The following is a 23,699-nucleotide window of genomic DNA, read 5'->3' on the forward strand; positions in this document are numbered from 1 at the left end:
CTTTTTTTTATGTCTTTTTTTGTCGAATATAGTCGTTTTCAGATGGTTGGAAAACACATCTATAGAAATATAGAAATAGACGTGTTTTACCGTATTAGTTTGCTTGTAACTATAATAATAGGAGGTAAAAAGATGGTAGGGATTATCATTGCTAGTCATGGTGAATTTGCGAATGGTCTCTTGCAATCTGGAGAAATGATCTTCGGAGTACAAGAAAATGTAAAAGCTGTTACATTGATGCCGAGCGAAGGACCTGATGATGTAAAGGCAAAAATGAAAGAAGCAATTGCCTCTTTCGATAACCAAGATGAAGTCTTATTCTTAGTCGATCTTTGGGGTGGTACTCCTTTCAACCAAGCCAATAGCTTGCTTGAAGATCACCAAGACAAATGGGCAATCGTTGCTGGTATGAACTTGCCAATGTTGATTGAAGCTTTTGCATCTCGTTTTTCAATGAACAAAGCACATGAAATTGCCGCTCATATTTTGGGCACTGCTAAAGAAGGAGTTAAAGTTAAACCAGAAGAGTTAGAACCCGTTACAGAGGTTAAACCTGCTGATAAACCGTCAACTGCAGGTGCGCCTGGTAAATTTGAGTACGTGTTAGCTCGCATCGACTCTCGTTTGCTTCACGGACAAGTAGCGACTGGTTGGACTAAAGCAACAAATCCTACTCGTATCATTGTTGTATCTGATACAGTAGCTAAGGACGATCTTCGTAAGAAATTAATCCAACAAGCTGCTCCACCAGGTGTAAGGGCACATGTTGTTCCTGTACATAAAATGATTGAACTTGCAAAAGATGATCAACACTTTGGCGGTCAGCGCGCATTGCTTCTTTTCGAAAACCCGCAGGATGCACTTAGGGCGGTTGAAGGTGGCGTTCCATTAGAGACAATCAATGTTGGTTCTATGGCACACTCACCTGGTAAAGTTCAACCGAATAAGGTATTGGCATTCAATCAAGAGGATATTGAGGCTTTTGCTAGTTTAAAAGAGCGTGGTTTGAAATTTGATGTACGTAAAGTTCCGAACGATTCAAAAGGCAACATGGACGAGATTATCAAGAAGGCTCAAGAAGAGTTAAACAAACAAAAATAATCATGATTATCACGAAAAAAAGGGAGGATAAATCATTATGGATTTGACTATTATTCAAATAATATTAGTCCTTTTCGTAGCATTCTTAGCCGGTGTAGAAGGAATTTTGGATGAATTCCATTTCCATCAGCCAATTATTGCATGTACGTTAATCGGCTTAGTTACAGGAGAACTTGTACCTTGTCTTATCTTAGGCGGTACGCTTCAAATGATTGCTTTAGGATGGGCAAATATTGGAGCAGCCGTAGCACCGGATGCTGCGTTAGCATCAGTTGCATCTGCTATTATTTTAGTTTTAAGTGGACAAGGTCAAGATGGAGTATCTTCTGCAATCGCGATTGCAGTTCCGCTTGCAGTTGCTGGCCTTTTATTAACAATTATCTGTCGTACGATTGCGACTGCATTTGTTCACTTTATGGATGCTGCAGCTGCAGAAGGAAATATCAGAGTAGTAGAATTTTGGCACATTGCTGCAATCTGTATGCAAGGATTACGTATTGCAATCCCAGCTGGATTAATTTTAGCCATTGGTGCAGGTCCGGTTCGTAGCTTGCTTGAATCTATGCCAATGTGGCTGACAAATGGTTTAGCTATCGGTGGTGGAATGGTTGTAGCTGTTGGTTATGCAATGGTTATTAATATGATGGCTACAAAAGAAGTATGGCCATTCTTTGCAATTGGATTCGTATTAGCAACTGTTACAGAAATTACACTTATTGGTTTAGGTGCTATCGGTGTGGCTCTAGCACTCATCTATTTAGCTCTTTCTAAACAAGGCGGTTCAGGTAATGGCGGAAATGGTAATACAGGTGATCCAATAGGCGCTATTATTGATAATTACTAAGAAGGAGGAGGACAGAAAGTGGAAAAAGAATTGAGATTATCGAAAAAAGATCGTATTTCTGTTTGGTGGCGTTCAACCTTCATTCAAGGTTCTTGGAACTATGAACGAATGCAAAACGGTGGTTGGGCGTATGCAATGATTCCAGCTATTAAAAGATTATATAAAACAAAAGAAGACCGCTCTGCTGCACTAAAACGTCACTTAGAGTTCTTTAACACTCATCCATATGTAGCTTCACCTATACTCGGGGTAACTTTAGCGCTTGAGGAAGAACGTGCAAATGGTGCACCGGTTGATGACGTAGCTATTCAAGGTGTTAAAGTTGGTATGATGGGACCTTTAGCGGGTATCGGAGATCCAGTTTTCTGGTTCACGGTTAAGCCAATCCTTGGTGCGTTAGCAGCTTCTCTTGCCATGACTGGTAATATACTTGGACCGATTCTTTACTTCGTTTTATGGAATCTTATTCGTATGGGATTCACTTGGTATACACAGGAATTTGGTTACAAAGCAGGATCTAAAATTACAGATGACTTATCTGGCGGGTTACTTCGAGATATTACTAAAGGTGCATCGATACTCGGGATGTTTATCCTTGGTGCATTAGTTAACCGTTGGGTTTCTGTTAAGTTTACGCCAACTGTATCTTCCGTTCAGCTTGATGAAGGTGCCTATATTGATTGGGATAAGTTACCTGCAGGAGCAGAGGGAATTAAAACAGCGTTGGAACAACAAGCTGCTGGTCTATCATTAAGTGATGTTAAAGTAACAACTCTACAACAAAATTTAGATAGTTTAATCCCAGGCTTATCTGGATTGCTATTAACACTTCTTTGTATGTGGCTGCTTAGGAAGAAAGTATCACCAATCGTAATGATCCTTGGATTGTTCGTCGTTGGTGTTGTCTTCCATGTATTAGGCATCATGTAAAAATAAATTTATAAAGCTTGTTCAGACTTATACAAAGATAGATTATAAGACTGTTAAACAAATAGGGAAGCACCTCCTGAAATTGAGCGAATCATTTTCAGGGGGTGCTCTTTATATACCGCCAGAAACTTGATCATTACTACTATATACATATCAATGGAAACCATTTTGAATTAAACTATTGCTTAATAGAAGATATTAAGTATAAATTTATATTTTAGGAGGCTGCCATGCTTACAATTGGCTATATTGGAAATGGGAAAAGCACGAACAGATACCATTTACCGTTCGTCCTGCAAAGAAAGAATATAAAGGTAAAGACAATTTATCAAAGGAATCCTAAACATGAAAGCTGGGATCGGATTCCAGGGGTCACTTATACATCTGACTTAGATCAACTGTTAAATGATAAAGATATACAACTCATTGTAGTTTGTACAAAACATGACAGTCATTATGAATACGCCAAATTGGTATTAGAACATAATAAACATTGTTTAGTTGAGAAGCCTTTTATGGAAACCTCCGAGCAGGCAAAAGAAATATTTGCAATCGCGCGTGAGAAGGGACTAATTGTTCAAGCTTACCAAAACAGACGCTTTGATAGTGATTTTTTAACTGTTCAAAAGGTTATCGAAGAAGGGAAGTTAGGAGAACTGCTGGAAGTAGAAATGCATTTTGACTATTTCCGCCCCGAAGTACCAGAATCCACTACTACTTTCGATCCTGCTATGTCATTTTTATATGGACATGCATGCCATACATTGGATCAGGTTATCAGCTATTTCGGCAAGCCGGATCACATCCACTATGATGTTAGGCAATTATTGGGGCAAGGCAAAATGAATGATTATTTTGATTTAGATCTATATTATGCTGAATTGAAGGTTACTGTAAAATCCAGTTATTTTAGAATTAAAGAAAGGCCTAGCTTTGTAGTTTACGGTAAAAAGGGATGCTTTGTGAAAGCAACGAAGGACCGCCAGGAAGAACACCTAAAATTATTTTACATGCCGGATAACAAGGATTTTGGAGTAGATACGCTAGAACATTATGGTGTACTGACATATGTTGATGAAGAAGGTACCATCCATGAAGAAAAAGTGAAATCCATCAATGGTGATTATGGGTTAGTGTATGATGATTTATATGAAGCCATTATGAATGGTAAAGAGAAAACTATTACAGATGAACAGACACTGCTGCAAATGGAAATATTAGAAACTGGCATTAAGAATTTAAAATAAAATAAAATAAAATTAAATGATAGAGACAGCCCCCAATACGGCACACTATGCATGGTATTGAGGGCTGTCCACTTTTTTAGGAAAACACAGTTGTATGTGATGCTAACCAGCCTCACATATCTTATTGATCTTTTTGCTCGTAGAGAGCCAGAAATGCACATTCTATTGCGCGCAAAGTATGGGCTGGAATTCCGCCGCCCATATTATTCCACAGATCAGCGAATAGTCTAGGACTATGACCTTCACGCAGTAGCTTTTTGGCGTATAAGACTATCATATTCGGATCGCGTTGATGACGTAACAAGCACATCGGAGACGGATAGTCTTCACGAAGTCTATTTTCCATCTCAAGAGCTTCTCTTTTCGAAATGGCAGTCAGTGTCGGTTGAATTTTTTCCCACTCATCGAGCATAATGGGTATCCATTGGCAATTGTCCTCATGGTAGAAGTAAGTCTCCTGACCATTGGTCTGATAAATAATTTCTGCACCTTCGTTAAATTCACGATAATAGGTTACGAAAATATCCGTATACAGATTGGAAATTTCCCAATACATATCATATTCATGCAGGGGTGCAAATGCATCAATTAGCCTACTGTAATACCAGCTCTGCTGCTCTTTTCCACGGTTGAACCTGGTCCAGAGTTCGTCTCCGCATTCAATATAGTCTGCTTTAATACTGCGGAGATTGGATAGTTTGTCCGCGCAGGCAAGTAAGAGCTCTTCAAAGCTAGCTGACTCTGTCATGTAGTCGATGGTATGCTGCTTTCGCTCTTCCCAGCTGCGTGACTTGTCCTCGCTGTTTGACTGAATAAGGGATAAAACTAAAGGACCAAACTCGTTTTCAATTGCATCAGAAGTCTCGTCTGTATCTTCCAGAACGTCATGTAGCAGGCCTGCAATAATCAGCGCAGTATTACAGCCGGCAGAGGTTAGAATCTGGGCAACCTCGAATGGATGAGAAATATACGGAATATCGGTTCCTTTACGAGTCTGTCCTTGATGTGCTTTCGTTGCAAAGAGAATTGCTCGATGCAGGATGGCATTTCCGAACCACGTATTTGGCGTATATAGTGTACACTCTTCATCTGCCTTTTCGACTTCAGGTATCTTTTTAACCTTAGATGAATCTATCCTCTTTTCCGTCATTGAGTTTCCCTCCTTCATTTCTTTTCCTCTTATAGTTAGGGATATATTATATAAAAATAATTATAACATCTATAAGCTAAGACTGATGAGGAAGACAATCAAGTGAAATATCGTCTATTTGATTTCTTCTGTTCCATTCCATTAATATATTGGTTCTCTTACTAGGAATTATTCAGATTAGCAATTCAATATCTTAGTAAAATAATTTGGAAATAAGTAAGTAATGAATATGAACATGGATGATGTACTTTACCATTGACCAGACTGGACCTAATTTTCCTGGTTTTCTTTGTACTCTTTGTTCATAATAAGGGATAATATGTTCAAAATTTCTATAGTTTGATAAAAAGTGCCCAAGCATGCTATAAGTGTAAAAGAAGATTATTTCTGTTTAGTTTTGGGATAGATTTTTATATGATATCCCATTTAATGAGAGGATTGGAATTTGAATATGAAAGAAAATTTTTGGCGTGATCTACCACGACCTTTTTTTGTACTGGCACCAATGGAAGATGTGACGGATGTTGTTTTTCGTCATGTCGTGAGTGAAGCTGGGAGACCTGATGTGTTTTTTACAGAGTTTACAAATTCGGAAAGCTATTGTCACCCTCAGGGAAAAGAGAGTGTGCGTGGACGTTTAGCCTATACAGAGGATGAACAACCGTTGGTAGCCCATATTTGGGGTGACAGGCCTGAAAACTTCCGAAAAATGAGTATTGGTATGGCGGAGTTAGGGTTTAAAGGCATAGATATCAATATGGGATGTCCCGTACCTAATGTAGCTGACAATGGGAAGGGAAGTGGTCTGATCTGCCGTCCCGAAGTTGCAGCCGATTTAATACAAGCAGCTAAAGCAGGGGGATTGCCGGTAAGTGTGAAGACGCGGCTTGGTTTCGCGGATATAGACGAATGGCGTGATTGGCTGACACATATATTGAAGCAAGACATTGCTAATCTTTCTATTCATTTGCGTACAAGAGATGAAATGAGTAAAGTAGACGCTCATTGGGAGCTTATTCCGGAGATTAAGAAACTTCGTGATCAGGTCGCACCCGATACACTTTTAACGATCAATGGAGATATCCTTGACCGTGAAATGGGATTGAAACTGGCTGAACAATACGGTGTAGATGGGATTATGATTGGGCGTGGTATTTTCAAAAATCCATTTGCCTTTGAGCATGAGCCAAAGGAACATAGCAGTAAGGAATTGCTGGATCTCTTGAGGCTGCATTTAGATCTCCATGATAAATATTTAGAAGTAGTAGCTCGCAAGTATACACATCTTCATCGTTTCTTTAAAATCTATGTCCGTGGATTCCATGGGGCTGGTGAATTAAGAAATGAGTTGATGAATACGAAGTCCTCAGATGAAGCGCGTGCATTGATCAATAAATTTGAAGAGCTTAATGGGATGGACGAAAAGTAAGAAGCAATCGAATGAGAAAATTGTTGCTACTTCTCTATAGTAGAACGGATTTCAAATCTGTATGGTATGTTATGAAGTAATCCTAATCTTAAAATAACCCTTGGAACTGCGTGTTTTCCGCATGTCTAAGGGTTTTTCCTTTAGAATAATCTATTGCTGCTTCTAGTATTGTAGGATTAACTATCTATCGATTTAAATATTTTAATAATTCAAATTATTCATGATATTATTCTTCCTCCGATTTATAATGAATAAAATAGGGTTTAGTGGAGGGAATACATTGAAGAAAAAATTGATAGTACCAGTACTTTTAACATCCGCTATATTAGTAGGCTCGATTCCGGCCGGAAGTGTAATTGCACAGCCAGTTAATTCGAAAGCAGTTAGTAAGGAGTGGAATGAGAGGGCTAGCGTTCCTTTATTCGTGAAGGAGCGGTCTGCTGAAAAATACTCTTCTAGTACCCCTTCCAATGCTTTGAATTATTTGAAGAATAGTCAAGGAAAGACTGGAATCAGTAATCCGGAGAAAAACTTGAAGGTGAAAGATGTACAAAAGGATGAACTGGGCATGACGCATATCCGCTTTAATCAGACGGTAAATGGAGTAAATGTTGAAGGTTCAGACATTATCGTTCATTTTAATAAGGATAATGAAGTTGAATCCGTTAATGGTAGGATGAATCAGACACTTAGTGAATCAAAAGTGAATACAGCTGTCTCTTTAAGCAGTGAAAGAGCAGTAAAAGAAGCCTTATCCTCTGTTAAAGCCCCTGAAGAGCTGACATATGAACCTACTACTGAATTGGTTGTCTATCCTTTTAAAGGAGAAAACCATACAGTCTATAAAGTAAATGTTAACTTTATGGGTGTGGAACCTGGAAACTGGTTTGTCTTTGTAGATGCACAAACGGGTGAGATAATTGATCAGTATAATGCCATCATGCATGCCGCTGAAAGAAAAACACAAAAAGGTACAGGAATCGGTGTGCATGGAGAACGCAGAGAATTACACATTACCCGTGTAAAGGAAGCGAATTCTGGTACTAAGTTTTCTTTAGCGGATTATGCTCATGCTAACCTTGGTGGAATTGAAACATACGATGCCAAAAACGATAACACTTCCAGTAATGATACGCTTTATGTAGGGAATTCAGCTTCATTTATCAAAGACTACGATCGTGCTGCTGTCGATGCGCACTATAATTCCGAAAAAGTATACGAGTATTTTCTAAACGAGCATGGCCGTAATTCTCTAGATGGAGAGGGAATGGCAATTATATCTAAAGTCCACTATGGTACCAATTATAATAATGCTTCCTGGAACGGACGTTGGATGACCTACGGTGATGGAGATGGAGAGTTTATGATTTCTCTGGCAGCAGGTCTTGATGTAGCTGCTCATGAAATGACCCATGGTGTAATTTCTCATTCAGCTAATCTGGTTTACCGGAATCAATCAGGAGCACTAAACGAGTCTTTTGCTGACGTGTTTGGTGTACTAGTTGATGATGGTGACTGGGAAATGGGAGAGGATATTATGGCACCAGCTGCCAAAGCTGAAGGGGTGACGGTATTGCGCAGTTTAAGTAATCCTAACAGTGTAATCGTCAGCAACGAGCAAAGAAGAGAATATAGCACAAATGGTGGTGTCTATCCAGACCATATGGACGAGTTTTATCATATGCCGACTTCCGTAGATGGCGGTGGTGTCCATGTTAATTCATCTATTACAAACCATGCTGCATACCTGATCGGTCAAGAACTTGGAAGAGAAAAATTGGGGAAAATCTACTATCGAGCTTTAACGGTTTATTTAACCTCTAATTCCAATTTTAGCGATGCTCGGAACGCAATTGTGCAGTCTGCTATTGATTTGTATGGTGAAGGCAGCGAGGAAGAGGCGGCCGTACAATCTGGTTTTGATGCGGTGGGAATCTATTAATTCATCCAGATGACTTGAAGGAAGGTTAGTTTATATTTATTTGCTCCCTTAGACGATGAGTTTAAGGGATTTTTTATGTGCATATATAAACTATTAGCGATCCAGAGTAGGAAATTTCTACATGAAAAAGAGGCTGGGACATAACTAAATTTACTATGTCTAAAACCGAATGATGTATTTGATTTTTATTAATCTAAATAGAAAAAGCCGAACTATTATTAATAATTGATGTTAACACTGCATTATATAATAGTTCGGCTTTTATAGATGCTGGAGACCTTTTGTCCCAATCTCTTTTTGTCTCTTATTGAGGCAATAATATCAATGTTTGATACTCTAATTGGCTCATTGAGTTTAGTTAGGTGATAATCTCCTGTCGCCCAATCGGAGATATCCCTTCTATTCTCATTTATTGTTTTATATAAGCAAGTCCTAGACAACCTGGGCCTGTATGGCTGCCAATGGATGGGCCGATTTCAGTGATGAATACTTGATCGAAGGATTGTTCTAATTCTAGATCTGCTTTTAAGGTTAATGCATGATCAAGATTATTAGAGTGTAAAATACAAATCATTTCTCTCTCAACATTTGAAGCTAGGAATCTTTCTTTGATTTGCTTGGTTGCACCGGATGTTTTTCGAGCTTTGCAGACAGATTCAATGACTCCATTATCTGTAACAGAAAGGATTGGCTTGATTCCGATTAGTCCACCAATCTTCGCAATAGCCGGATTTAGTCTGCCACCTCTGGCTAAGTATTGTAAGTCATTCACGTAAAATTCCACGTGGAAGGATTGTTTGTTTTCTTCCAGATATTCGACAATTTGGTCGTAGGAATACTTCTCATCTCTCATCATGCAAGCTTTAACCACTAACATACCCATAGCCATAGAACCGGTCAAGGAATCGATTACGGCGATGCGACTTTCCGGATATGAATCTAGTAATTCCAGACTTGCCAATCTAATATTATTAAACGTGCAGCTTAATGCGCTGGAAAGAGTTACACAAATGATATCATTTCCTTTTTCCAATTCTTCTTTTAATACTTGAATTGCGGCTGAAGGAGAGCTGGCACTGGTCTTGGCAACCTCGCCATTTGCTAATCTATTATAAAACTCCGTAATTTCCATTTTACGTTCGGAACCGTACTCTATTTGATCCTCAAACTGAAAATGAAGAGGAATTAATTTTATTCCATATTTTTCGATTACCTCTGCTGGGATATCGCAACTTCCATCGGTAATAATTGATATATTCTTCATGAAAACCTCCGTTAGTTATTAAACACTGTGTTGTATAAAATTTGTTATCATTGTATAATGTTGCCCCGGAAGCATCAATCATCAATTTTAATCAGAATGAAAGTTATTAAACAGAATGGGACGATTTGTTTAAGAATAGGAGTCAGAATGGATGGAAGATCGCAGAATAAGATATACCAAAAAAGTAATTAAAGACACATTTATTGAATTGTTAGAACAAAAGCCAATCAATAAAATTACCGTAACCGAGCTATGTACAAAGTCTGAAATCAATCGGGCTACCTTTTATCGGTACTATGAGGATGTATATGATTTGATGGAGAAGCTAAAGAGTCAATATGTGGATGAACTGAAGGCAGCTATCTCCATTTCAAAGGACGACTACACGATTTCGGGATTTACAAATGAAATTCTTGAGGTGATTCTAAGAAATAAGGAACTGAGCAGAATTCTCTTTACTTTGAAGAACGGAAAAGACTTTCTTGATGATGTGTTAGATATTGCCCATATGAAATGTATAGAAAAGTGGAATCGTTACGGGAAAAATGTACCGCAAACACAAGTGGGGTATCTATCAACGTTTATAACTGCTGGGACAATAGGTATCCTGAATGAATGGATTCAAAATGATTACAAGGAGTCTCCCTCAGAGATTGCCAATCTGATTGAAAATATAAGTCACTACGGTCTGGCGAAGATTATTTATGGGAAGTAAGTAAAGATACCTGAATCAAAAAAAGTAAAAGATATTCTACTGGCCCTAAATTTTTTCATAGAGCTTTTTTTCGTAATATAGGGTCTTTTCCTTATGCAATAAATAGGAGAAACCAGTATCTTGTTAACTTTACTGCGCATTTGTTTAAAACAATCAATTTCCTATGATGAATAAATTAGGCGGATAAAAGCAGTGGATAATTGTAAAGTCGGTAAATTAAGGAAAGTGAAGGGCAGGCTTAGAAATCAATAGCGAATCAACAAAGCCTTCCTTTCAATAGTGTATTTACTCTATTTCTAACTAGTTCTTAACCGAAAACTCTACTGGATAATGTTTTTATATATTTTATATTAAAAATGGTAAAGTAGAATATATCGAATAAAAGACTAGGTGGTAATAAAAAATGAAAGAAGTCATACAAAAGGTTTTAGAGTTCAGGGATGAGCGGAATTGGGGACAATATCATAATGAGAAAGATTTAGCGATTTCGATTTCATTGGAAGCGAATGAATTATTGGAGAATTTCCAGTGGAGAGATAGCGAAGAGGCAGCGGCTGATTCAATAGACAATATAAAAGAAGAAATGGCCGATGTATTTATCTATCTCTTGCAGTTAGCGGATAAATTGGATATCAATCTGGAAGAGGAAGCACTCAAGAAACTGAAGAAGAACGCCATAAAATACCCGGCTCCGGCAAAGAAATAGTCATATTATGAATCATATTCAGCTTACAATCATGTGTGATGTGGAGGTGCGGTATGAGTACAAGTACAGTAAAAATAGAGACACTGCCTTTTAACAAGGCATCAATAAATCGCCTGAGCGGGTATTATATTGATTATCCTGTCGTGTATTTTCTGAACAATGAAACTACGGTCTATATAGGCGAAACAGTGGCAGTCAAAAATCGGATGAGGGACCATCTGAATAATAATGAACGAAAATCATTAAGTAAGATGTCCTTAATTATCCATAATAAATTTAATCGTTCTGCTACATATAATATAGAAACGAAGCTAATCAATTATTTCTTGGCGGATGAGCGTTATAAGCTGCAGAACAAGAGTCAAACTGCAAAGAATGTAATGCATAATTATTATGAAAAACAATACTATGACGAACAAATTTTTGATGAAATTTGGACTGAACTTTTAAAAAGAAAAATTGTCGATCATTCAGCACAAGCAATTGAAAATAAAGATATCTTTAAGTTATCCCCCTTTAAGGAAATGACGACTGAACAGTTAGAGCTGCAACAGGAAATTATAAAGGTATGCAAAGAACATATAAAGGATGAAAAACCGTTTGTTTTTCTTATTAAAGGGGAAGCGGGTGTCGGAAAGAGTGTTGTCTTAAGTTCGGTTTTTAATAAAATACAAGAGCTCGCCAAGGAAAAAGATAACGATTTATCCAAAACTGAAAACTATTTATTAGTTAATCATTCTGAGATGTTAAAGACCTATAGAAAAATAGCTGGAAATGTTAAAGTACTTTCTAAAAAGAATTTTGAAAAGCCGACAACATTTATCAACAAGCGAAAGAAATTGGGGAAAAAGGCTGATATCGTTCTAGTAGATGAAGCTCATTTATTGTTAACAAAACCTGATAGTTACAATAATTTCAATGAAGAAAATCAATTGGAAGAGATCATTAGACATAGCAAGGTAGCCATTATCGTCTATGATGACAAGCAAGTCTTGAAAATGAAAAGTTACTGGGACGAAGAAAAGCTATACTCAATCACAAAGAGCTGTAATACAGGGAATTATGTACTGACAAATCAATTTCGAATGCGTGCCTCCGATAATATGGTCAATTGGATTAATTATTTTGTGGAAAAGAAAATTACACCGATGCCGATTGAAGACGCATATGATTTTCGGATTTTCGAATCGGCAGCAGAAATGTATAAAGTAATCCAAGAGCAGAATAACAAATTTGGTTTGGCGAGAATTGTGTCCACCTTCGATTATATACATAAGAAAGATGGACAAACCTATTATGTGGAAGAGGATGGTTTTAAACTTCCATGGAATAATGATTATGGAAATCATACATGGGCAGAAGAAGCAAATACCATAAAGGAAGTAGGATCCATTTATACAATTCAGGGCTTTGACTTAAATTATGTTGGGGTTATTCTAGGTCCATCAATCGGCTATGATAAGGAAACAGATATGTTAAAAATCATTCCTGAAAACTATAAGGATACAGAGGCCTTTAGGGGAAGGAATGAGTATAAAAACAGTGAAGAAATTATGGAAAGAATTATTTTAAATTCACTTAACATACTGATGAAGAGGGGCATACATGGCCTGTACATATATGCACATGATCCGGAATTAAGGGACAGATTGTTAAAACTTCAAGAAAATAGATTTCCTAGGCAGGACACAAGAAGCTGATTTCATTATAAGAGGCAAAACCCTTAACCAATCTGAATAAGGGTATAAGGTGTTTTGTCTGCCTCTCTTTAAATAAAAGCTTCCATCTTCAATAAAATCGACAAATAGTTTATAATTATCTGTAAATAGTAGATATTTTAGTCGAAGAATCATTATAATGGTATGAGATATGGTAAAAAATGAGATGAAAGGGTTTCTTAAGTAGAGCCTTTCTTTTTGCTTTGTTTAAACAGGAGAGCTTGCTCTTTTTTACAAATTAGGGGATGAGGATGGTTATAATGAGCAACATGCAGAAGAAAACAGACGTTATCTTAATTGGTGCCGGGATTATGAGCGCGACATTGGGGGCAATACTTAAAGAGTTAGCACCTGAATGGAACATCAAAGTATTTGAAAAACTTGCAAGTGCAGGGGAAGAAAGCTCAAATGAATGGAATAATGCAGGGACGGGTCATTCTGCACTGTGTGAGCTTAACTATACATCTGAAAAAGCTGATGGATCTTTAGATATTAGCAAGGCTATCAATATTAATGAGCAGTTTCAGCAATCGAAGCAGTTTTGGTCATATTTGGTTAACAGCAATTTGATTCAAAATCCACAGGATTTTATCATGCCAATTCCTCATATAAGTTTAGTGCAGGGAGAGGATAATATAACTTTTTTGAAAAAGCGTTTTAAAGCGCTTTCTAAAAATCCTTTGTTTGAAGGAATGGAATTTACAGAGAATCCAGAGAAACTAGAAGAATGGATTCCTCTTATAATGGAGGGACGCTCAACGGATGAACCGATTGCAGCCACAAAAATTGATTCAGGAACCGATGTTAACTTCGGTGCGTTAACACGTATGCTGTTTGAACATTTACATAGAAGCGGAGTAGAAGTCAATTATAGGCATAGTGTAGAAGATATTAAAAGTACCACTGATGGCCTATGGCAGGTGAAGGTGCATGATTTGGAGAATGGTAAACTTGAATATCATACGGCGCATTTCGTCTTTATCGGTGGAGGAGGAGGAAGTCTCCCTTTACTTCAAAAAACAGGCATTCCGGAGTCCAAGCATATCGGAGGTTTCCCTGTAAGCGGACTGTTTATGGTTTGTAACAATCCGGAAATCGCTGAAAAGCATCATGCAAAAGTATACGGAAAGGCTAAGGTTGGTGCACCACCAATGTCTGTTCCTCATTTAGATACACGATATATCGATAATAAGAAAACGTTATTATTTGGGCCATTTGCCGGTTTTTCGCCCAAGTTCTTAAAAACTGGTTCCAACTTTGATTTATTTGGGTCCGTAAAACCGAATAATGTTATTACGATGCTGGCGGCGGGAGTTAAAGAAATGGCATTGACTAAATATTTGGTTCAGCAAGTCATGCTATCGAATGAGAAGCGTATGGAGGAATTACGTGAATTTATTCCAAACGCCAACAGCGAAGATTGGCATACAGTTGTGGCAGGCCAACGTGTGCAAGTAATCAAAGATACAGAAAAAGGAAAGGGAACACTTCAATTTGGTACAGAAGTGGTCAGTGCTGAAGATGGTTCGGTTGCTGCATTGCTCGGAGCCTCTCCTGGAGCCTCTACTGCTGTTCACGTTATGCTTAAAGTATTGGATAAATGTTTCCCTCAAAATATGAAGGAGTGGGAACCTAAAATAAAAGAAATGATTCCATCTTATGGTCTATCTTTAATGGAAAATCCTGATCTTTTCAAAGAAATTAATCAATCAACTACAGAAACACTGGGACTTTGTACAAAAGAAATGATCTGTAACTAAGCATAGCTTAATTATAAATAAGGGCAACTCACTATACTAAGCGGGTTGCCCTATCTTTATTTTATGAACAGTAGAAACAACCCTGCACTAGACTTACCAATGCAGGGTTGTTTTATTAGTACGTATTAAGTTCATTAATTGGAGTCTGAATAATGACTGGTTTCTTTTTAGGGTCTAACCATTTCAAAATCTTTTTCACGTTTGCTTCAGATGTTGCGGTGCAGCCTAAAGTATAGCTGTTGCCAATGTGGAAGAAGATTGCGCTTCCCTTATAAGGTGTTCGCTTCGTATTGTAGTTGATTACAAACCCATATGTGTAGGCTGATATATTCATATTTTCTGCACTTTTCCATTGACCCTTGGTTTTCTTTTTGGACTGCCAAGTGTTGTATAGTTTCGATTTCGGATCATCAACCCATACGTCATCCGCTGTGATTTTACGATAATTCAGCTTTGTTCCGGGATTTGCTTTTCGGCCAAAAGCTGTACCGATTGTATACTTCCCAATCGGAGACCTCTTGCCACTTTCTTTCATGTCCTTTTCCTTTGCAAATCCATACTTCCCAATATAACCTTTGGTTATTAATACAGGTACCCATTTTCCTTTAGAGTTCCTCTCGAATGTGCGGATTTCAGCTTTCGATGTATTATATCCACTTGAAGTAACGAGAATGAGTTGCTTGTTGCTTTTGACTGTCTTTAAGCCTTCAGCTAAATTTTTCGGAGCTGCGGGCTTTTTGGAAGTTAAATAGTTACTGGAAGCCCAACCGGTTTTGCTGCCAATGATTACTTTGCTCCAAGAGCCTTTCGTTTGAGTTACTTTAACTGAGCTGTTCTTTTTAACAGTTGTAACTACTTTGTACTTAGTTCCGGCTCCACTGCGAATATTTAATGTACTTGCTGTGACATACATCGTTTTAGAAGTTACTTCTGCAACAGGTTTTTTAGATGTTAAATATTTGCTGGAAACCCAGCCAGTCTTGCTTCCAACCGTTACTTTTTCCCATGAGCCTTTCGTTTGAGCTACTTTGACTGAGGTATTCTTTTTAACAGTTGTAACAACTTTGTATGTAGTTCCTGGACCACTTCGTACATTTAGTGTACTGGCCGTTACATATTTGGATGATGCAGCTTGAACGTTATTTTCCACGGGAAGACCTGAAAGAATCACGAACAGTGCGATTATGATTGCAATCCCCTTTTTGATCATGTATTCACTTCTCCTTAATAATTTATGTACTTCCTTATTCTATTTACTTCTAAATGTAGTCGTAAACGAGCTCTTCTTATTTTACTAGATTTAAATTTTTTAATCATGTGGTCCTGCCCAATTTCGTTCTATTGTTCTATGAATTTTACGGATATTTAATGAAATATTTTTAAAATTAATACATGGTTTACCAATATAGCAGATCTCAAGTAATAATTTTCAGCCAATGGATGAATGTTTATGCTAATTGCCATCGGGAAGAAGAAAAAAGAAGTGATAGAAGGGGAAAGGAGGAAATATAAAATGGAAAAAACAATTTTTATTACTGGAGCAGGGAGCGGACTCGGCAAAGGATCGGCTATTGGTCTGGCGAAAAAAGGTCATCATGTCATAGCGACGACTGAGACGACATCTCAGAAAACAGCGCTTATGCGGGAAACGAGAGACTTGGGAATAAATATGGAAGTTTTTAAGCTCGATATTACCAATCCTATTGATTTAAGAGAAATTGATAAATATGATTTTGATATTTTTGTGGCGAATGCCGCGATTAATGAAGGTGGACCGCTCGCTGAAATACCAATGGAACGGTTCCGCGCTATCTTTGAAGTGAACGTTTTTGCCACGCTTGAGACAGCTCAAATCGCTGCAAGAAAGCTGGTTAACAAAGGTATGGGCAAAATTGTTTTCTTAAGTTCAATGGCAGGCATTATGACAACTCCTTATGCAGGTCCATACGCAGCGACCAAGCATGCCATTGAAGCAATGGCTTTGACATTAAAGGATGAATTAAAAGAGTTTGGCATACAGGTGGCGACTATTAACCCGGGTTCATTTGATACGGGTTTCAACGATCGGGCTGTAGAAGAAAAATGGAAATGGTTTAATGAGGAAGAACACTTTACCCGTAAAGAAGATATGAAAGCAATGGAAGAGGGATTGAAAAATCAAATGGATCCAGAGGATATGATTGAAAAAATGATAGAAATTATCCCGGCAGAACACCATAAATTCCGTACAGTTTATCCAGAGCAAACAGAAAAACAGATGAAGGAAGCTGAACAGAAAAAGTGGGGGATGGAAGTTTAATTCGACAAAGTCTTAATATACTTTCACTCTTTTTTCTCTTTAACTACTAATTGTCACATTGTGTCCAACTTTTGATCTAGTAGGTTAGGTGTTTTAGTTTTATTTAAATTTAAATATAAGTTAAAATATTCCTGAAGCAAGAATATCATTTTTTTCGGGTAAACTTACTTTCTTTTATGTCTAGGCAAAATTAGGCTATGTTAAAGTCCGTTATGTTGGCTAAGCAGGTTTTACTTGAAATGGATCTGAGGACATTGGGTATGTCTCGCTTTTATGCTGGATTAATACGAAGTGTCACAGACAAATCCAAGTATAAATTTTAAAATCCGTATGGATAAACAGAGCCTATACTTTAATGAGGAGGTAGTTCAAAATGAAATTAGAGGGAAAAGTAGCGGTTGTAACAGGTGCAGCATCCGGAATGGGGAAAGCGATTGCAGAGCTTTATGCAAAAGAAGGAGCTAAAGTCCTTGTAACAGATCTTAACCTTGAGGGTGCCGAAAATGTAGTCGAAGGGATTACAAACAATGGTGGTACAGCGAAAGCATTGCAAGTGAACGTTGCAAAGCTTGAAGATATCGAGGGAATGATTGATACAGCTGTTAGTGAATTTGGTACATTAGATATACTTGTTAACAATGCAGGCATTATGGATGGTTTCGAACCTGTTGCGGATATACAAGATGAAAGATGGGATTTAATTTTTGATGTAAATACAAAAGGTGTTATGCGTTCCATGCGTAAGGTCGTTCCATTATTCCAGGAAAAAGGGCAAGGCATAATTATAAATATTGCTTCTACTGGTGGATTAAACGGTGCTCATGCAGGTGCAGCCTATGGTGCTTCCAAGCATGCGGTGGTTGGTCTTACTAAGAACACAGCCTTTATGTATGCAAAAGAAGGCATTCGCTGTAATGCAATCGCACCAGGTGCGGTTGAGACCAATATTTCTGCATCGATGGGAAAAGTTAATGAATTTGGGATGGGACGTTCTAGATTAGCACAAGCTGCGATTCCTAAAGTGGGACAGCCGGAAGAAATTGCAGCAGCTGCCTTATTCCTTGCTTCTGAGGATTCCAGCTTTGTAAATGGTACAGTTTTAGTAGTTGATGGTGGTTGGACTTCAGCATTCTAATAAATATTAAATAATTGATTACAATTAGGCAGCTTGTTTCTCTGATTTAGAGGGACAAGCTGCTTTTTCTTTTGAATAAGAAAATATATATTTAAATAACAAAATTTCACATAATCACTTTAAATAAAATATATTCAGTTAATAAATATTATTTTAATATAATTAATTGACAGGTGACAGGTTGTCACTTATAGTAGTCTTACTTGATAAACTGTCATGAAACTGACCAGACTAATTACATCAAGAGACTAATAAGTAAAGGGTGTCATCAAACGTATATGAAAGTACTTGAGTTGCATCATGTGAACAAACAATACCCGATTGCAGATGGTCAATACTTCCCTGCTCTTAAAGATGTTAATGTTTCCTTTGAGAAGGGAGAATTGGTCTCCATCATTGGTGAATCAGGAAGTGGTAAATCCACTCTAATGAATCTGATTGGCGGGTTGGATTCTGATTTTACCGGTTCCGTTCAGTTTGAAGGGAAGAATATTGGTGAGTTTAATGAAAAAGAAATGGATGAATATCGAAAAAATAAAATAGGCTTTATTTTTCAAAGCTTTAATCTGATTCCGCATTTGTCTGTCCTCGATAATGTCACGATTGCGATGACTTTATCGAATGTAGGGAAAGAGGAACGCATTAAAAGAGCGGAGGAGATTCTAACTCAGGTTGGTTTGAAAAATCATATTTATAAAAAGCCAAATCAATTATCCGGCGGTCAAAAGCAAAGGGTTGCGATTGCGCGTGCATTAATTAATGATCCTGAAATCATCATTGCCGATGAACCAACCGGAGCACTTGATTCTGAAACAACGGAACAAGTATTGGCGATCATAAAAGATATTGCTAAGCAAGGTAAGCTGGTTATTATGGTTACTCACTCTGAGCGAGTAGCGAACCATTCCTCAAGGGTAATCCAAATTGCAGATGGGAAAATTATCCGTGATGACAGAGGAGAACCTCTAGAACAAATGGAACCTCAATCCAATCAAGTGGAAAAGAAGGGTGGTGAAAACCTTAGCTTTGTGGCGGCCGTGAAACTTGCATTTCTGAATATGAAAGAGAAGCTTGGTAGAAATGTTTGGGTTTCATTAGGAGCAAGCATAGGAATCATGAGTGTCATCTTTTTCCTTTCATTAGGAAATGGTGTGAAGACCTATATGAATGACTCTATGAACAGTATGGTGAATCCGCTTGTCGTAGAAGTTAATATGCCTTCTGAGGAAGAGGAACTTCCGCCATCAGTGGATGAAAATCAGGCAATGATGCTATCGATGATGGGAGAACAGACACCATTTGAGGAAAAGGATATCGAGAAATTATCCGAAATCGAGCATGTTTCTTCAGTGGAAAAGGGATTTAATCTCATCTCATTTGGCTCCAATGCGGTTAAATATGGAGACAAAAAGGTTGATTTGATGATGATTTCAACGGTCTCCTCTAACATAACAGATACGAGTATTAAAGAAGGCTCTTTACCTGGAAAACAAGAAATTCTCCTTGCGGAGGGTGCCGCTGAAAAATTAGGCGGAGATATGATCGGTAAAGATGTTAACGTAACGCTAATGCTTAATGAACAGTTATATGAAAAAACCTATACGGTTAGTGGAATTATTTCATTAGGCAGTCAATTTGCAGCGATGGATTTAATCTATGCCAATTATGAGGATCTGGTACAGCTTGCAGAGGATAACGGTCAGACATTGGATCCTACAAGTATCTATTTAGTTGCAGATAATGAAGAGTTTACGGAAGATATAAAAGCAAAAATCAAGGATATGGGCTACAATGGTTCATCGCAAGAAACAATGACAGCTATGATGAACGAAATGCTGGATGTTTTGACATATGTATTAACCGGGATTTCAGGCATTTCACTTTTTGTTTCAGCAATCATGATTTTGGTTGTTCTCCATATTAGTGTTGTTGAGCGTACGAAGGAAATCGGGGTCCTAAAAGCGATTGGTGCAAGACGCATGGATATTAGAAGAATTTTTGTATCTGAAGCATTCCTGATTGGATTATCGAGTGGAATTATCGGTGTTCTGGCAGCCTCTTTATTAACCTTTGTAGCTAATAGCCTTTCAACTAAATTAATTGATTTTGAAATTGTACAAATAACCCCAGCATATCTTGTTTTCGGTGTTGCTGCTAGCATCATTATTAGCATGCTTTCTGGACTTATGCCCGCCAATAAAGCGGCTAAATTGGATCCAGTTGACTCTTTACGCAGAGAGTAGGAAAGTATATGCCGAGTCAAACATTTGTGAATTTACCAGCGGAAAAGAGAATCAGGATTATTCAGGCTGCTAAGGAGGAATTTAGCCAATATTCCTTCTATGATGCATCAATTAATCGAATTATTAAAGAAGCGCAAATTCCTCGGGGAAGCTTCTATCGTTACTTTGAAAATAAAGAAGATCTGTTTCTGTATTTATTAAATGAATATAAAAGTGACCTCTTGGATCAGATTAACAGCAAGATTAACGCCGGGGTAAACCTCTTTTCAATTCACTTTCTGCTATTTGATTATATAACTAAGAAAGCGATGGATCCTGCTCATTCCAAGTTTTTGGTCAATGTATTTACGCGGACGGATAGTAAGCTAGCTGAACATTTAATGAGCTTTACGGATGTACGTGAAATGGAAGAGAAACAAGAGAAGTTTCTGAATCTAGTTACTGACACTCATTTACTAAAGGTTGAAATAAAAGAGGAATTGTTTCAAGTTATTGAGATATTGAGAACTATCACATTCAATCAAATTATCCTGGCGTTAAATGATCTTTCGACTGTAAGCCAAAAAAGAAAAGACATGGAGCGTCAATTTCATTTTATTAAATATGGTGTACTGAAATAAACAAAGTAAAAGCCTTGAACGTGTGTTCTAAACAGGTTCAAGGCTTTTTATTATAGTCAGGTAGCTTCCACTCGATCTGCAAATATATGAATATTATCTTTAAGAATAGAAGGCTGTTGGTCTGCCGGGTACGATTTTAATGCTATTTTGGCAATGAATTTCTCAAAAATTCCCAATGCGTGAGAACGAATTTCTCCACCGAAGCAGTCAATTGCTGTTGCTTGCTCAAGTAACTCATCTGGAAAGTTGGTTTGAAAGTATTTTTCAGCATTTCCGACATCAGCGCAGCAAATAAATAGACCGACCTCTTTCTGTTTAAAATCTTTAAGATGGTTTTTTACGAATTTTTTAACCGACGAATGAAGTTTCCCATAACGGATGGGACCGCCAATCAAAACAGTATCATAGGCATCCAGCGAAGGATCAGTGTGCGTAAGATCAACTAATTTTGCATGCCCATTAAAGTCTTGTTCAAGGATATGTACGCATGTTTCTGTAGTTCCGCTTTTTGAAGCATAAGCAATCAATATGTTCATGACTAATATGGCTCCCTTCTAAGATGACGTGTCTATATAAAGCATATACCCTTTTTGTCATCCTACCAAGGGGAAATATCAGAAACTTCTAATATTATCTGACATTAGGTTTTAGAGATAGAGGGCAATCTGTAGAAATAATCTTTGGCCGCAAGTAGTTGATTGGTCCGCCAGCTACTTATCCATGGAAAAGGTTAATAGGACAAGAGAGAGGTGTATAAAGCCAATAAAAAATCCTGTCCGCTGGTTTAGCGGACAGGATTTAACATTTATTAATAGGCTATGCTGAATAAACCTTTAATGTGTGAAAGATAACGGATATTACTTGCTTCTTTCATCATTGTAGCCGGTAAGCCTTTTAATGGTGTTGAGTTCCCGCCAATAATGGCTACGCCATCTTTACGTCCAAGACTTGCTAATGTTCCTGAGTTTACTGGAGCAAATACTTCAGGAAGAGTACCCTTAATGGATGCCGCAATATTATAACCAATCAATTCACCCATTTGCCAAGCCATTTGTGCAGTTGGCGGGTATGGTCTCGCACCAGGAGCAGGGAAGACAACTGCACTGTCACCAGCAATATAAACATCAGGATGTGAAGTAGATTGTAGATATTCATTAACAGTAGCACGGTTACGATCTACTGCTAAACCAGATTCGCCGATAACAGGAAGGCCTTGTACACCGCCAGTCCATACAAATGTGTTAGCGATAATTTTTTGACCATCTTTTAATTCGATCACATTTCCGTTTACACCTGTGACAGGAAGTCCAGTCAAGAATTGAACTCCACGATTCTCTAAGCTTGTCATTGAACGTTCAATTAAATGATCAGGAAGCATAGGTAAAATTTTTGGACCTGCTTCAACTAGGATAAATTTAAGCTCAGAAGGATCAACCATATATTTTTTAGCAACTTTAGGAGTTGTATCCGCAATTTCTCCAACTAATTCAACACCGGTTAGTCCACCGCCACCGATTACAATGGTTGCATCTGCTGGATTTTTAGTTTGTGCATATTCTTTTATTCGATCTTCGATATGCTTGTTAATTTTATTAGCATCCTCTGCTGATTTTAAGACCATACTATTTTCTTCAAGACCAGGAATGCCAAAATAAGCAGTTTGGCTGCCTAATCCAACGACTAATTTATCATAGGTTAAGATTTTTCCGCTTGAAAGGGTTACCTTTCTTTCATCTGCTGATATAGAGTCAACTTTAGAGATAATTAAATTAATATCTTTTCCTTTAAACAAACGATCTAATGGCATAGCAATTCGGCCTTCGCTAATATTGCCTGCTGCCAAGCGATGCAGTTCAGTAATAATTTGATGTGTCGGATATTGGTTAACAACTGTAATAGTAGCTTCTTCAGGAGTTAAATGCTGACGTGCTGATAATGCTGAAAGAAGACCGCCATACCCTGCTCCTAAAATAACAATTTCTTGTGCCATGATATGTTCCACCCTTGTTTGTAATTTTTTAAATCCAGTATTTTTCGAAAATTATAGAATAAGTGCTTTTTAAATAAATGAACTTTTATTTAGAACGTTCGTTGCTTACTTGAAGATAAGCGCTGGCAAAACGAAGAACCTTTTGGATTTGAGGATCTTTTAGCATTTTCATCAAACCGAATACACTGATCACTTCTTTGCTTTGTTCAGCTCTTTCCTTTGCTTCCATAGCATTGACAGCTATATGTTTGGCTGTTTTCGTAACAGGCTCTGCAAATTCCTTCGCTGTACTGGCAAAATCGTTTACTAATACTTTATCAGTAGCGACGGATTGAGCGAATTCATATGATTTGTTCAGTGCTGTTACAACTTCAGTTAATTGTGGTAATTGATTTAATAGTGTAACTAATGATTCCTGAACCTCTGGTTTTGATAATTGTTTTAACAATTCTTCTTGTGAAGCAACCGGAGAGGATTGTGTCTCTGATTGCTGTTTCATTGTGTCTGACATAGCAAATACCCCATTTCTGTTTGTTATAGCGAAAAATTAAATTAGTTATATTTATATAACCATAAATCCTCTACTTTAAGCATACTCCTTGTGTA

At 37.6% G+C, this 23,699-nt stretch carries 20 protein-coding genes; 14 read left to right on the forward strand and 6 right to left on the reverse strand.

The window, feature by feature from the left end; translation table 11 throughout:
* The first annotated feature begins 132 nt into the window (after positions 1 to 132).
* The 4 genes from AC4G3O_RS14235 to AC4G3O_RS14250 all read left to right on the forward strand — a co-directional run bounded on the left by AC4G3O_RS14235 (position 133) and on the right by AC4G3O_RS14250 (position 4,122).
* Positions 133 to 1,101: a mannose/fructose/sorbose PTS transporter subunit IIA gene (locus AC4G3O_RS14235; RefSeq protein ID WP_066108371.1), complete on the forward strand. Its 969-nt coding sequence runs from the start codon at positions 133 to 135 to the stop codon at positions 1,099 to 1,101.
* 37 nt (positions 1,102 to 1,138) lie between these two features.
* On the forward strand, positions 1,139 to 1,945 hold the full coding sequence (locus tag AC4G3O_RS14240) for a PTS mannose/fructose/sorbose transporter subunit IIC (protein WP_066108368.1): 807 nt from the start codon (positions 1,139 to 1,141) through the stop codon (positions 1,943 to 1,945).
* A gap of 18 nt (positions 1,946 to 1,963) precedes the next feature.
* Positions 1,964 to 2,875, forward strand: a complete 912-nt coding sequence (locus AC4G3O_RS14245; RefSeq protein ID WP_066108365.1) for a PTS system mannose/fructose/sorbose family transporter subunit IID — start codon at positions 1,964 to 1,966, stop codon at positions 2,873 to 2,875.
* A 230-nt stretch (positions 2,876 to 3,105) separates the two neighbouring features.
* Positions 3,106 to 4,122, forward strand: coding sequence for an oxidoreductase (locus AC4G3O_RS14250; protein WP_491136386.1), 1,017 nt, complete (start codon positions 3,106 to 3,108; stop codon positions 4,120 to 4,122).
* Positions 4,123 to 4,243: 121 nt separating this feature from the next.
* Here the strand turns inward: AC4G3O_RS14250 and AC4G3O_RS14255 are convergent, their stop codons facing one another.
* Positions 4,244 to 5,272: an HD domain-containing protein gene (locus AC4G3O_RS14255; protein ID WP_066108359.1), complete on the reverse strand. Its 1,029-nt coding sequence runs from the start codon at positions 5,270 to 5,272 to the stop codon at positions 4,244 to 4,246.
* Between the two features lie 451 nt (positions 5,273 to 5,723).
* Here AC4G3O_RS14255 and AC4G3O_RS14260 point away from each other — a divergent pair, with 451 nt between their 5' ends.
* Positions 5,724 to 6,701, forward strand: coding sequence for a tRNA dihydrouridine synthase (locus tag AC4G3O_RS14260; RefSeq protein WP_490558872.1), 978 nt, complete (start codon positions 5,724 to 5,726; stop codon positions 6,699 to 6,701).
* 280 nt (positions 6,702 to 6,981) lie between these two features.
* Positions 6,982 to 8,643, forward strand: a complete 1,662-nt coding sequence (locus tag AC4G3O_RS14265; protein WP_066108356.1) for a M4 family metallopeptidase — start codon at positions 6,982 to 6,984, stop codon at positions 8,641 to 8,643.
* A gap of 409 nt (positions 8,644 to 9,052) precedes the next feature.
* On the opposite strand, the gene AC4G3O_RS14270 is transcribed toward AC4G3O_RS14265, so the two are convergent.
* On the reverse strand, positions 9,053 to 9,907 hold the full coding sequence (locus AC4G3O_RS14270; protein WP_491090507.1) for a DegV family protein: 855 nt from the start codon (positions 9,905 to 9,907) through the stop codon (positions 9,053 to 9,055).
* 151 nt (positions 9,908 to 10,058) lie between these two features.
* Here AC4G3O_RS14270 and AC4G3O_RS14275 point away from each other — a divergent pair, with 151 nt between their 5' ends.
* The 4 genes from AC4G3O_RS14275 (at position 10,059) to AC4G3O_RS14290 (ending at position 14,806) form a co-directional block, all read left to right on the forward strand.
* On the forward strand, positions 10,059 to 10,622 hold the full coding sequence (locus AC4G3O_RS14275; protein ID WP_066108350.1) for a TetR/AcrR family transcriptional regulator: 564 nt from the start codon (positions 10,059 to 10,061) through the stop codon (positions 10,620 to 10,622).
* 403 nt (positions 10,623 to 11,025) lie between these two features.
* Positions 11,026 to 11,328, forward strand: a complete 303-nt coding sequence (locus tag AC4G3O_RS14280) for a nucleotide pyrophosphohydrolase (protein ID WP_066108347.1) — start codon at positions 11,026 to 11,028, stop codon at positions 11,326 to 11,328.
* A gap of 53 nt (positions 11,329 to 11,381) precedes the next feature.
* Positions 11,382 to 13,028: a DUF2075 domain-containing protein gene (locus AC4G3O_RS14285; RefSeq protein WP_066108344.1), complete on the forward strand. Its 1,647-nt coding sequence runs from the start codon at positions 11,382 to 11,384 to the stop codon at positions 13,026 to 13,028.
* 278 nt (positions 13,029 to 13,306) lie between these two features.
* Positions 13,307 to 14,806: a malate:quinone oxidoreductase gene (locus tag AC4G3O_RS14290; RefSeq protein WP_490558870.1), complete on the forward strand. Its 1,500-nt coding sequence runs from the start codon at positions 13,307 to 13,309 to the stop codon at positions 14,804 to 14,806.
* A 115-nt stretch (positions 14,807 to 14,921) separates the two neighbouring features.
* Here AC4G3O_RS14290 and AC4G3O_RS14295 read toward each other — a convergent pair whose 3' ends face one another.
* Complete coding sequence (locus AC4G3O_RS14295; protein ID WP_491136387.1) at positions 14,922 to 16,016, reverse strand: SH3 domain-containing protein; 1,095 nt, start codon at positions 16,014 to 16,016, stop codon at positions 14,922 to 14,924.
* Between the two features lie 303 nt (positions 16,017 to 16,319).
* Here AC4G3O_RS14295 and AC4G3O_RS14300 point away from each other — a divergent pair, with 303 nt between their 5' ends.
* From AC4G3O_RS14300 to AC4G3O_RS14315, 4 genes are all read left to right on the forward strand, one after another.
* A complete protein-coding gene (locus tag AC4G3O_RS14300; protein WP_139892739.1) occupies positions 16,320 to 17,105 on the forward strand; it encodes an SDR family oxidoreductase in 786 nt (261 codons plus the stop codon).
* 373 nt (positions 17,106 to 17,478) lie between these two features.
* Entirely contained in the window at positions 17,479 to 18,240 is a 762-nt protein-coding gene (locus tag AC4G3O_RS14305) for an SDR family oxidoreductase (protein WP_066108337.1), read from the forward strand.
* 278 nt (positions 18,241 to 18,518) lie between these two features.
* Positions 18,519 to 20,483 (forward strand): ABC transporter ATP-binding protein/permease, encoded by a 1,965-nt coding sequence (locus AC4G3O_RS14310; RefSeq protein ID WP_491136388.1) that lies wholly within the window; start codon positions 18,519 to 18,521, stop codon positions 20,481 to 20,483.
* Between the two features lie 8 nt (positions 20,484 to 20,491).
* Entirely contained in the window at positions 20,492 to 21,103 is a 612-nt protein-coding gene (locus tag AC4G3O_RS14315) for a TetR/AcrR family transcriptional regulator (RefSeq protein WP_066108333.1), read from the forward strand.
* A 56-nt stretch (positions 21,104 to 21,159) separates the two neighbouring features.
* Here AC4G3O_RS14315 and AC4G3O_RS14320 read toward each other — a convergent pair whose 3' ends face one another.
* From AC4G3O_RS14320 to AC4G3O_RS14330, 3 genes are all read right to left on the reverse strand, one after another.
* A complete protein-coding gene (locus AC4G3O_RS14320) occupies positions 21,160 to 21,639 on the reverse strand; it encodes a flavodoxin domain-containing protein (RefSeq protein ID WP_066108330.1) in 480 nt (159 codons plus the stop codon).
* Positions 21,640 to 21,911: 272 nt separating this feature from the next.
* On the reverse strand, positions 21,912 to 23,093 hold the full coding sequence (locus AC4G3O_RS14325) for an NAD(P)/FAD-dependent oxidoreductase (protein ID WP_491136389.1): 1,182 nt from the start codon (positions 23,091 to 23,093) through the stop codon (positions 21,912 to 21,914).
* 85 nt (positions 23,094 to 23,178) lie between these two features.
* Entirely contained in the window at positions 23,179 to 23,604 is a 426-nt protein-coding gene (locus AC4G3O_RS14330; protein ID WP_066108324.1) for a DUF1641 domain-containing protein, read from the reverse strand.
* Between the last annotated feature and the right edge of the window lie 95 nt (positions 23,605 to 23,699).

The sequence above is a fragment of the Bacillus sp. z14 (2026) genome (genome assembly GCF_058313575.1).

What these genes read in the sequence shown, in the direction of transcription:
- AC4G3O_RS14320 (WP_066108330.1), bottom strand. Translation starts at nt 21,639, where the DNA reads ATGAACATATTGATTGCTTATGCTTCAAAAAGCGGAACTACAGAAACA.
- AC4G3O_RS14255 (WP_066108359.1), bottom strand. Translation starts at nt 5,272, where the DNA reads ATGACGGAAAAGAGGATAGATTCATCTAAGGTTAAAAAGATACCTGAA.
- AC4G3O_RS14295 (WP_491136387.1), bottom strand. Translation starts at nt 16,016, where the DNA reads ATGATCAAAAAGGGGATTGCAATCATAATCGCACTGTTCGTGATTCTT.
- AC4G3O_RS14280 (WP_066108347.1), top strand. Translation starts at nt 11,026, where the DNA reads ATGAAAGAAGTCATACAAAAGGTTTTAGAGTTCAGGGATGAGCGGAAT.
- AC4G3O_RS14315 (WP_066108333.1), top strand. Translation starts at nt 20,492, where the DNA reads ATGCCGAGTCAAACATTTGTGAATTTACCAGCGGAAAAGAGAATCAGG.
- AC4G3O_RS14270 (WP_491090507.1), bottom strand. Translation starts at nt 9,907, where the DNA reads ATGAAGAATATATCAATTATTACCGATGGAAGTTGCGATATCCCAGCA.
- AC4G3O_RS14310 (WP_491136388.1), top strand. Translation starts at nt 18,519, where the DNA reads ATGAAAGTACTTGAGTTGCATCATGTGAACAAACAATACCCGATTGCA.
- AC4G3O_RS14300 (WP_139892739.1), top strand. Translation starts at nt 16,320, where the DNA reads ATGGAAAAAACAATTTTTATTACTGGAGCAGGGAGCGGACTCGGCAAA.
- AC4G3O_RS14330 (WP_066108324.1), bottom strand. Translation starts at nt 23,604, where the DNA reads ATGTCAGACACAATGAAACAGCAATCAGAGACACAATCCTCTCCGGTT.
- AC4G3O_RS14305 (WP_066108337.1), top strand. Translation starts at nt 17,479, where the DNA reads ATGAAATTAGAGGGAAAAGTAGCGGTTGTAACAGGTGCAGCATCCGGA.
- AC4G3O_RS14290 (WP_490558870.1), top strand. Translation starts at nt 13,307, where the DNA reads ATGAGCAACATGCAGAAGAAAACAGACGTTATCTTAATTGGTGCCGGG.
- AC4G3O_RS14250 (WP_491136386.1), top strand. Translation starts at nt 3,106, where the DNA reads ATGCTTACAATTGGCTATATTGGAAATGGGAAAAGCACGAACAGATAC.
- AC4G3O_RS14325 (WP_491136389.1), bottom strand. Translation starts at nt 23,093, where the DNA reads ATGGCACAAGAAATTGTTATTTTAGGAGCAGGGTATGGCGGTCTTCTT.
- AC4G3O_RS14235 (WP_066108371.1), top strand. Translation starts at nt 133, where the DNA reads ATGGTAGGGATTATCATTGCTAGTCATGGTGAATTTGCGAATGGTCTC.
- AC4G3O_RS14275 (WP_066108350.1), top strand. Translation starts at nt 10,059, where the DNA reads ATGGAAGATCGCAGAATAAGATATACCAAAAAAGTAATTAAAGACACA.
- AC4G3O_RS14240 (WP_066108368.1), top strand. Translation starts at nt 1,139, where the DNA reads ATGGATTTGACTATTATTCAAATAATATTAGTCCTTTTCGTAGCATTC.
- AC4G3O_RS14285 (WP_066108344.1), top strand. Translation starts at nt 11,382, where the DNA reads ATGAGTACAAGTACAGTAAAAATAGAGACACTGCCTTTTAACAAGGCA.
- AC4G3O_RS14260 (WP_490558872.1), top strand. Translation starts at nt 5,724, where the DNA reads ATGAAAGAAAATTTTTGGCGTGATCTACCACGACCTTTTTTTGTACTG.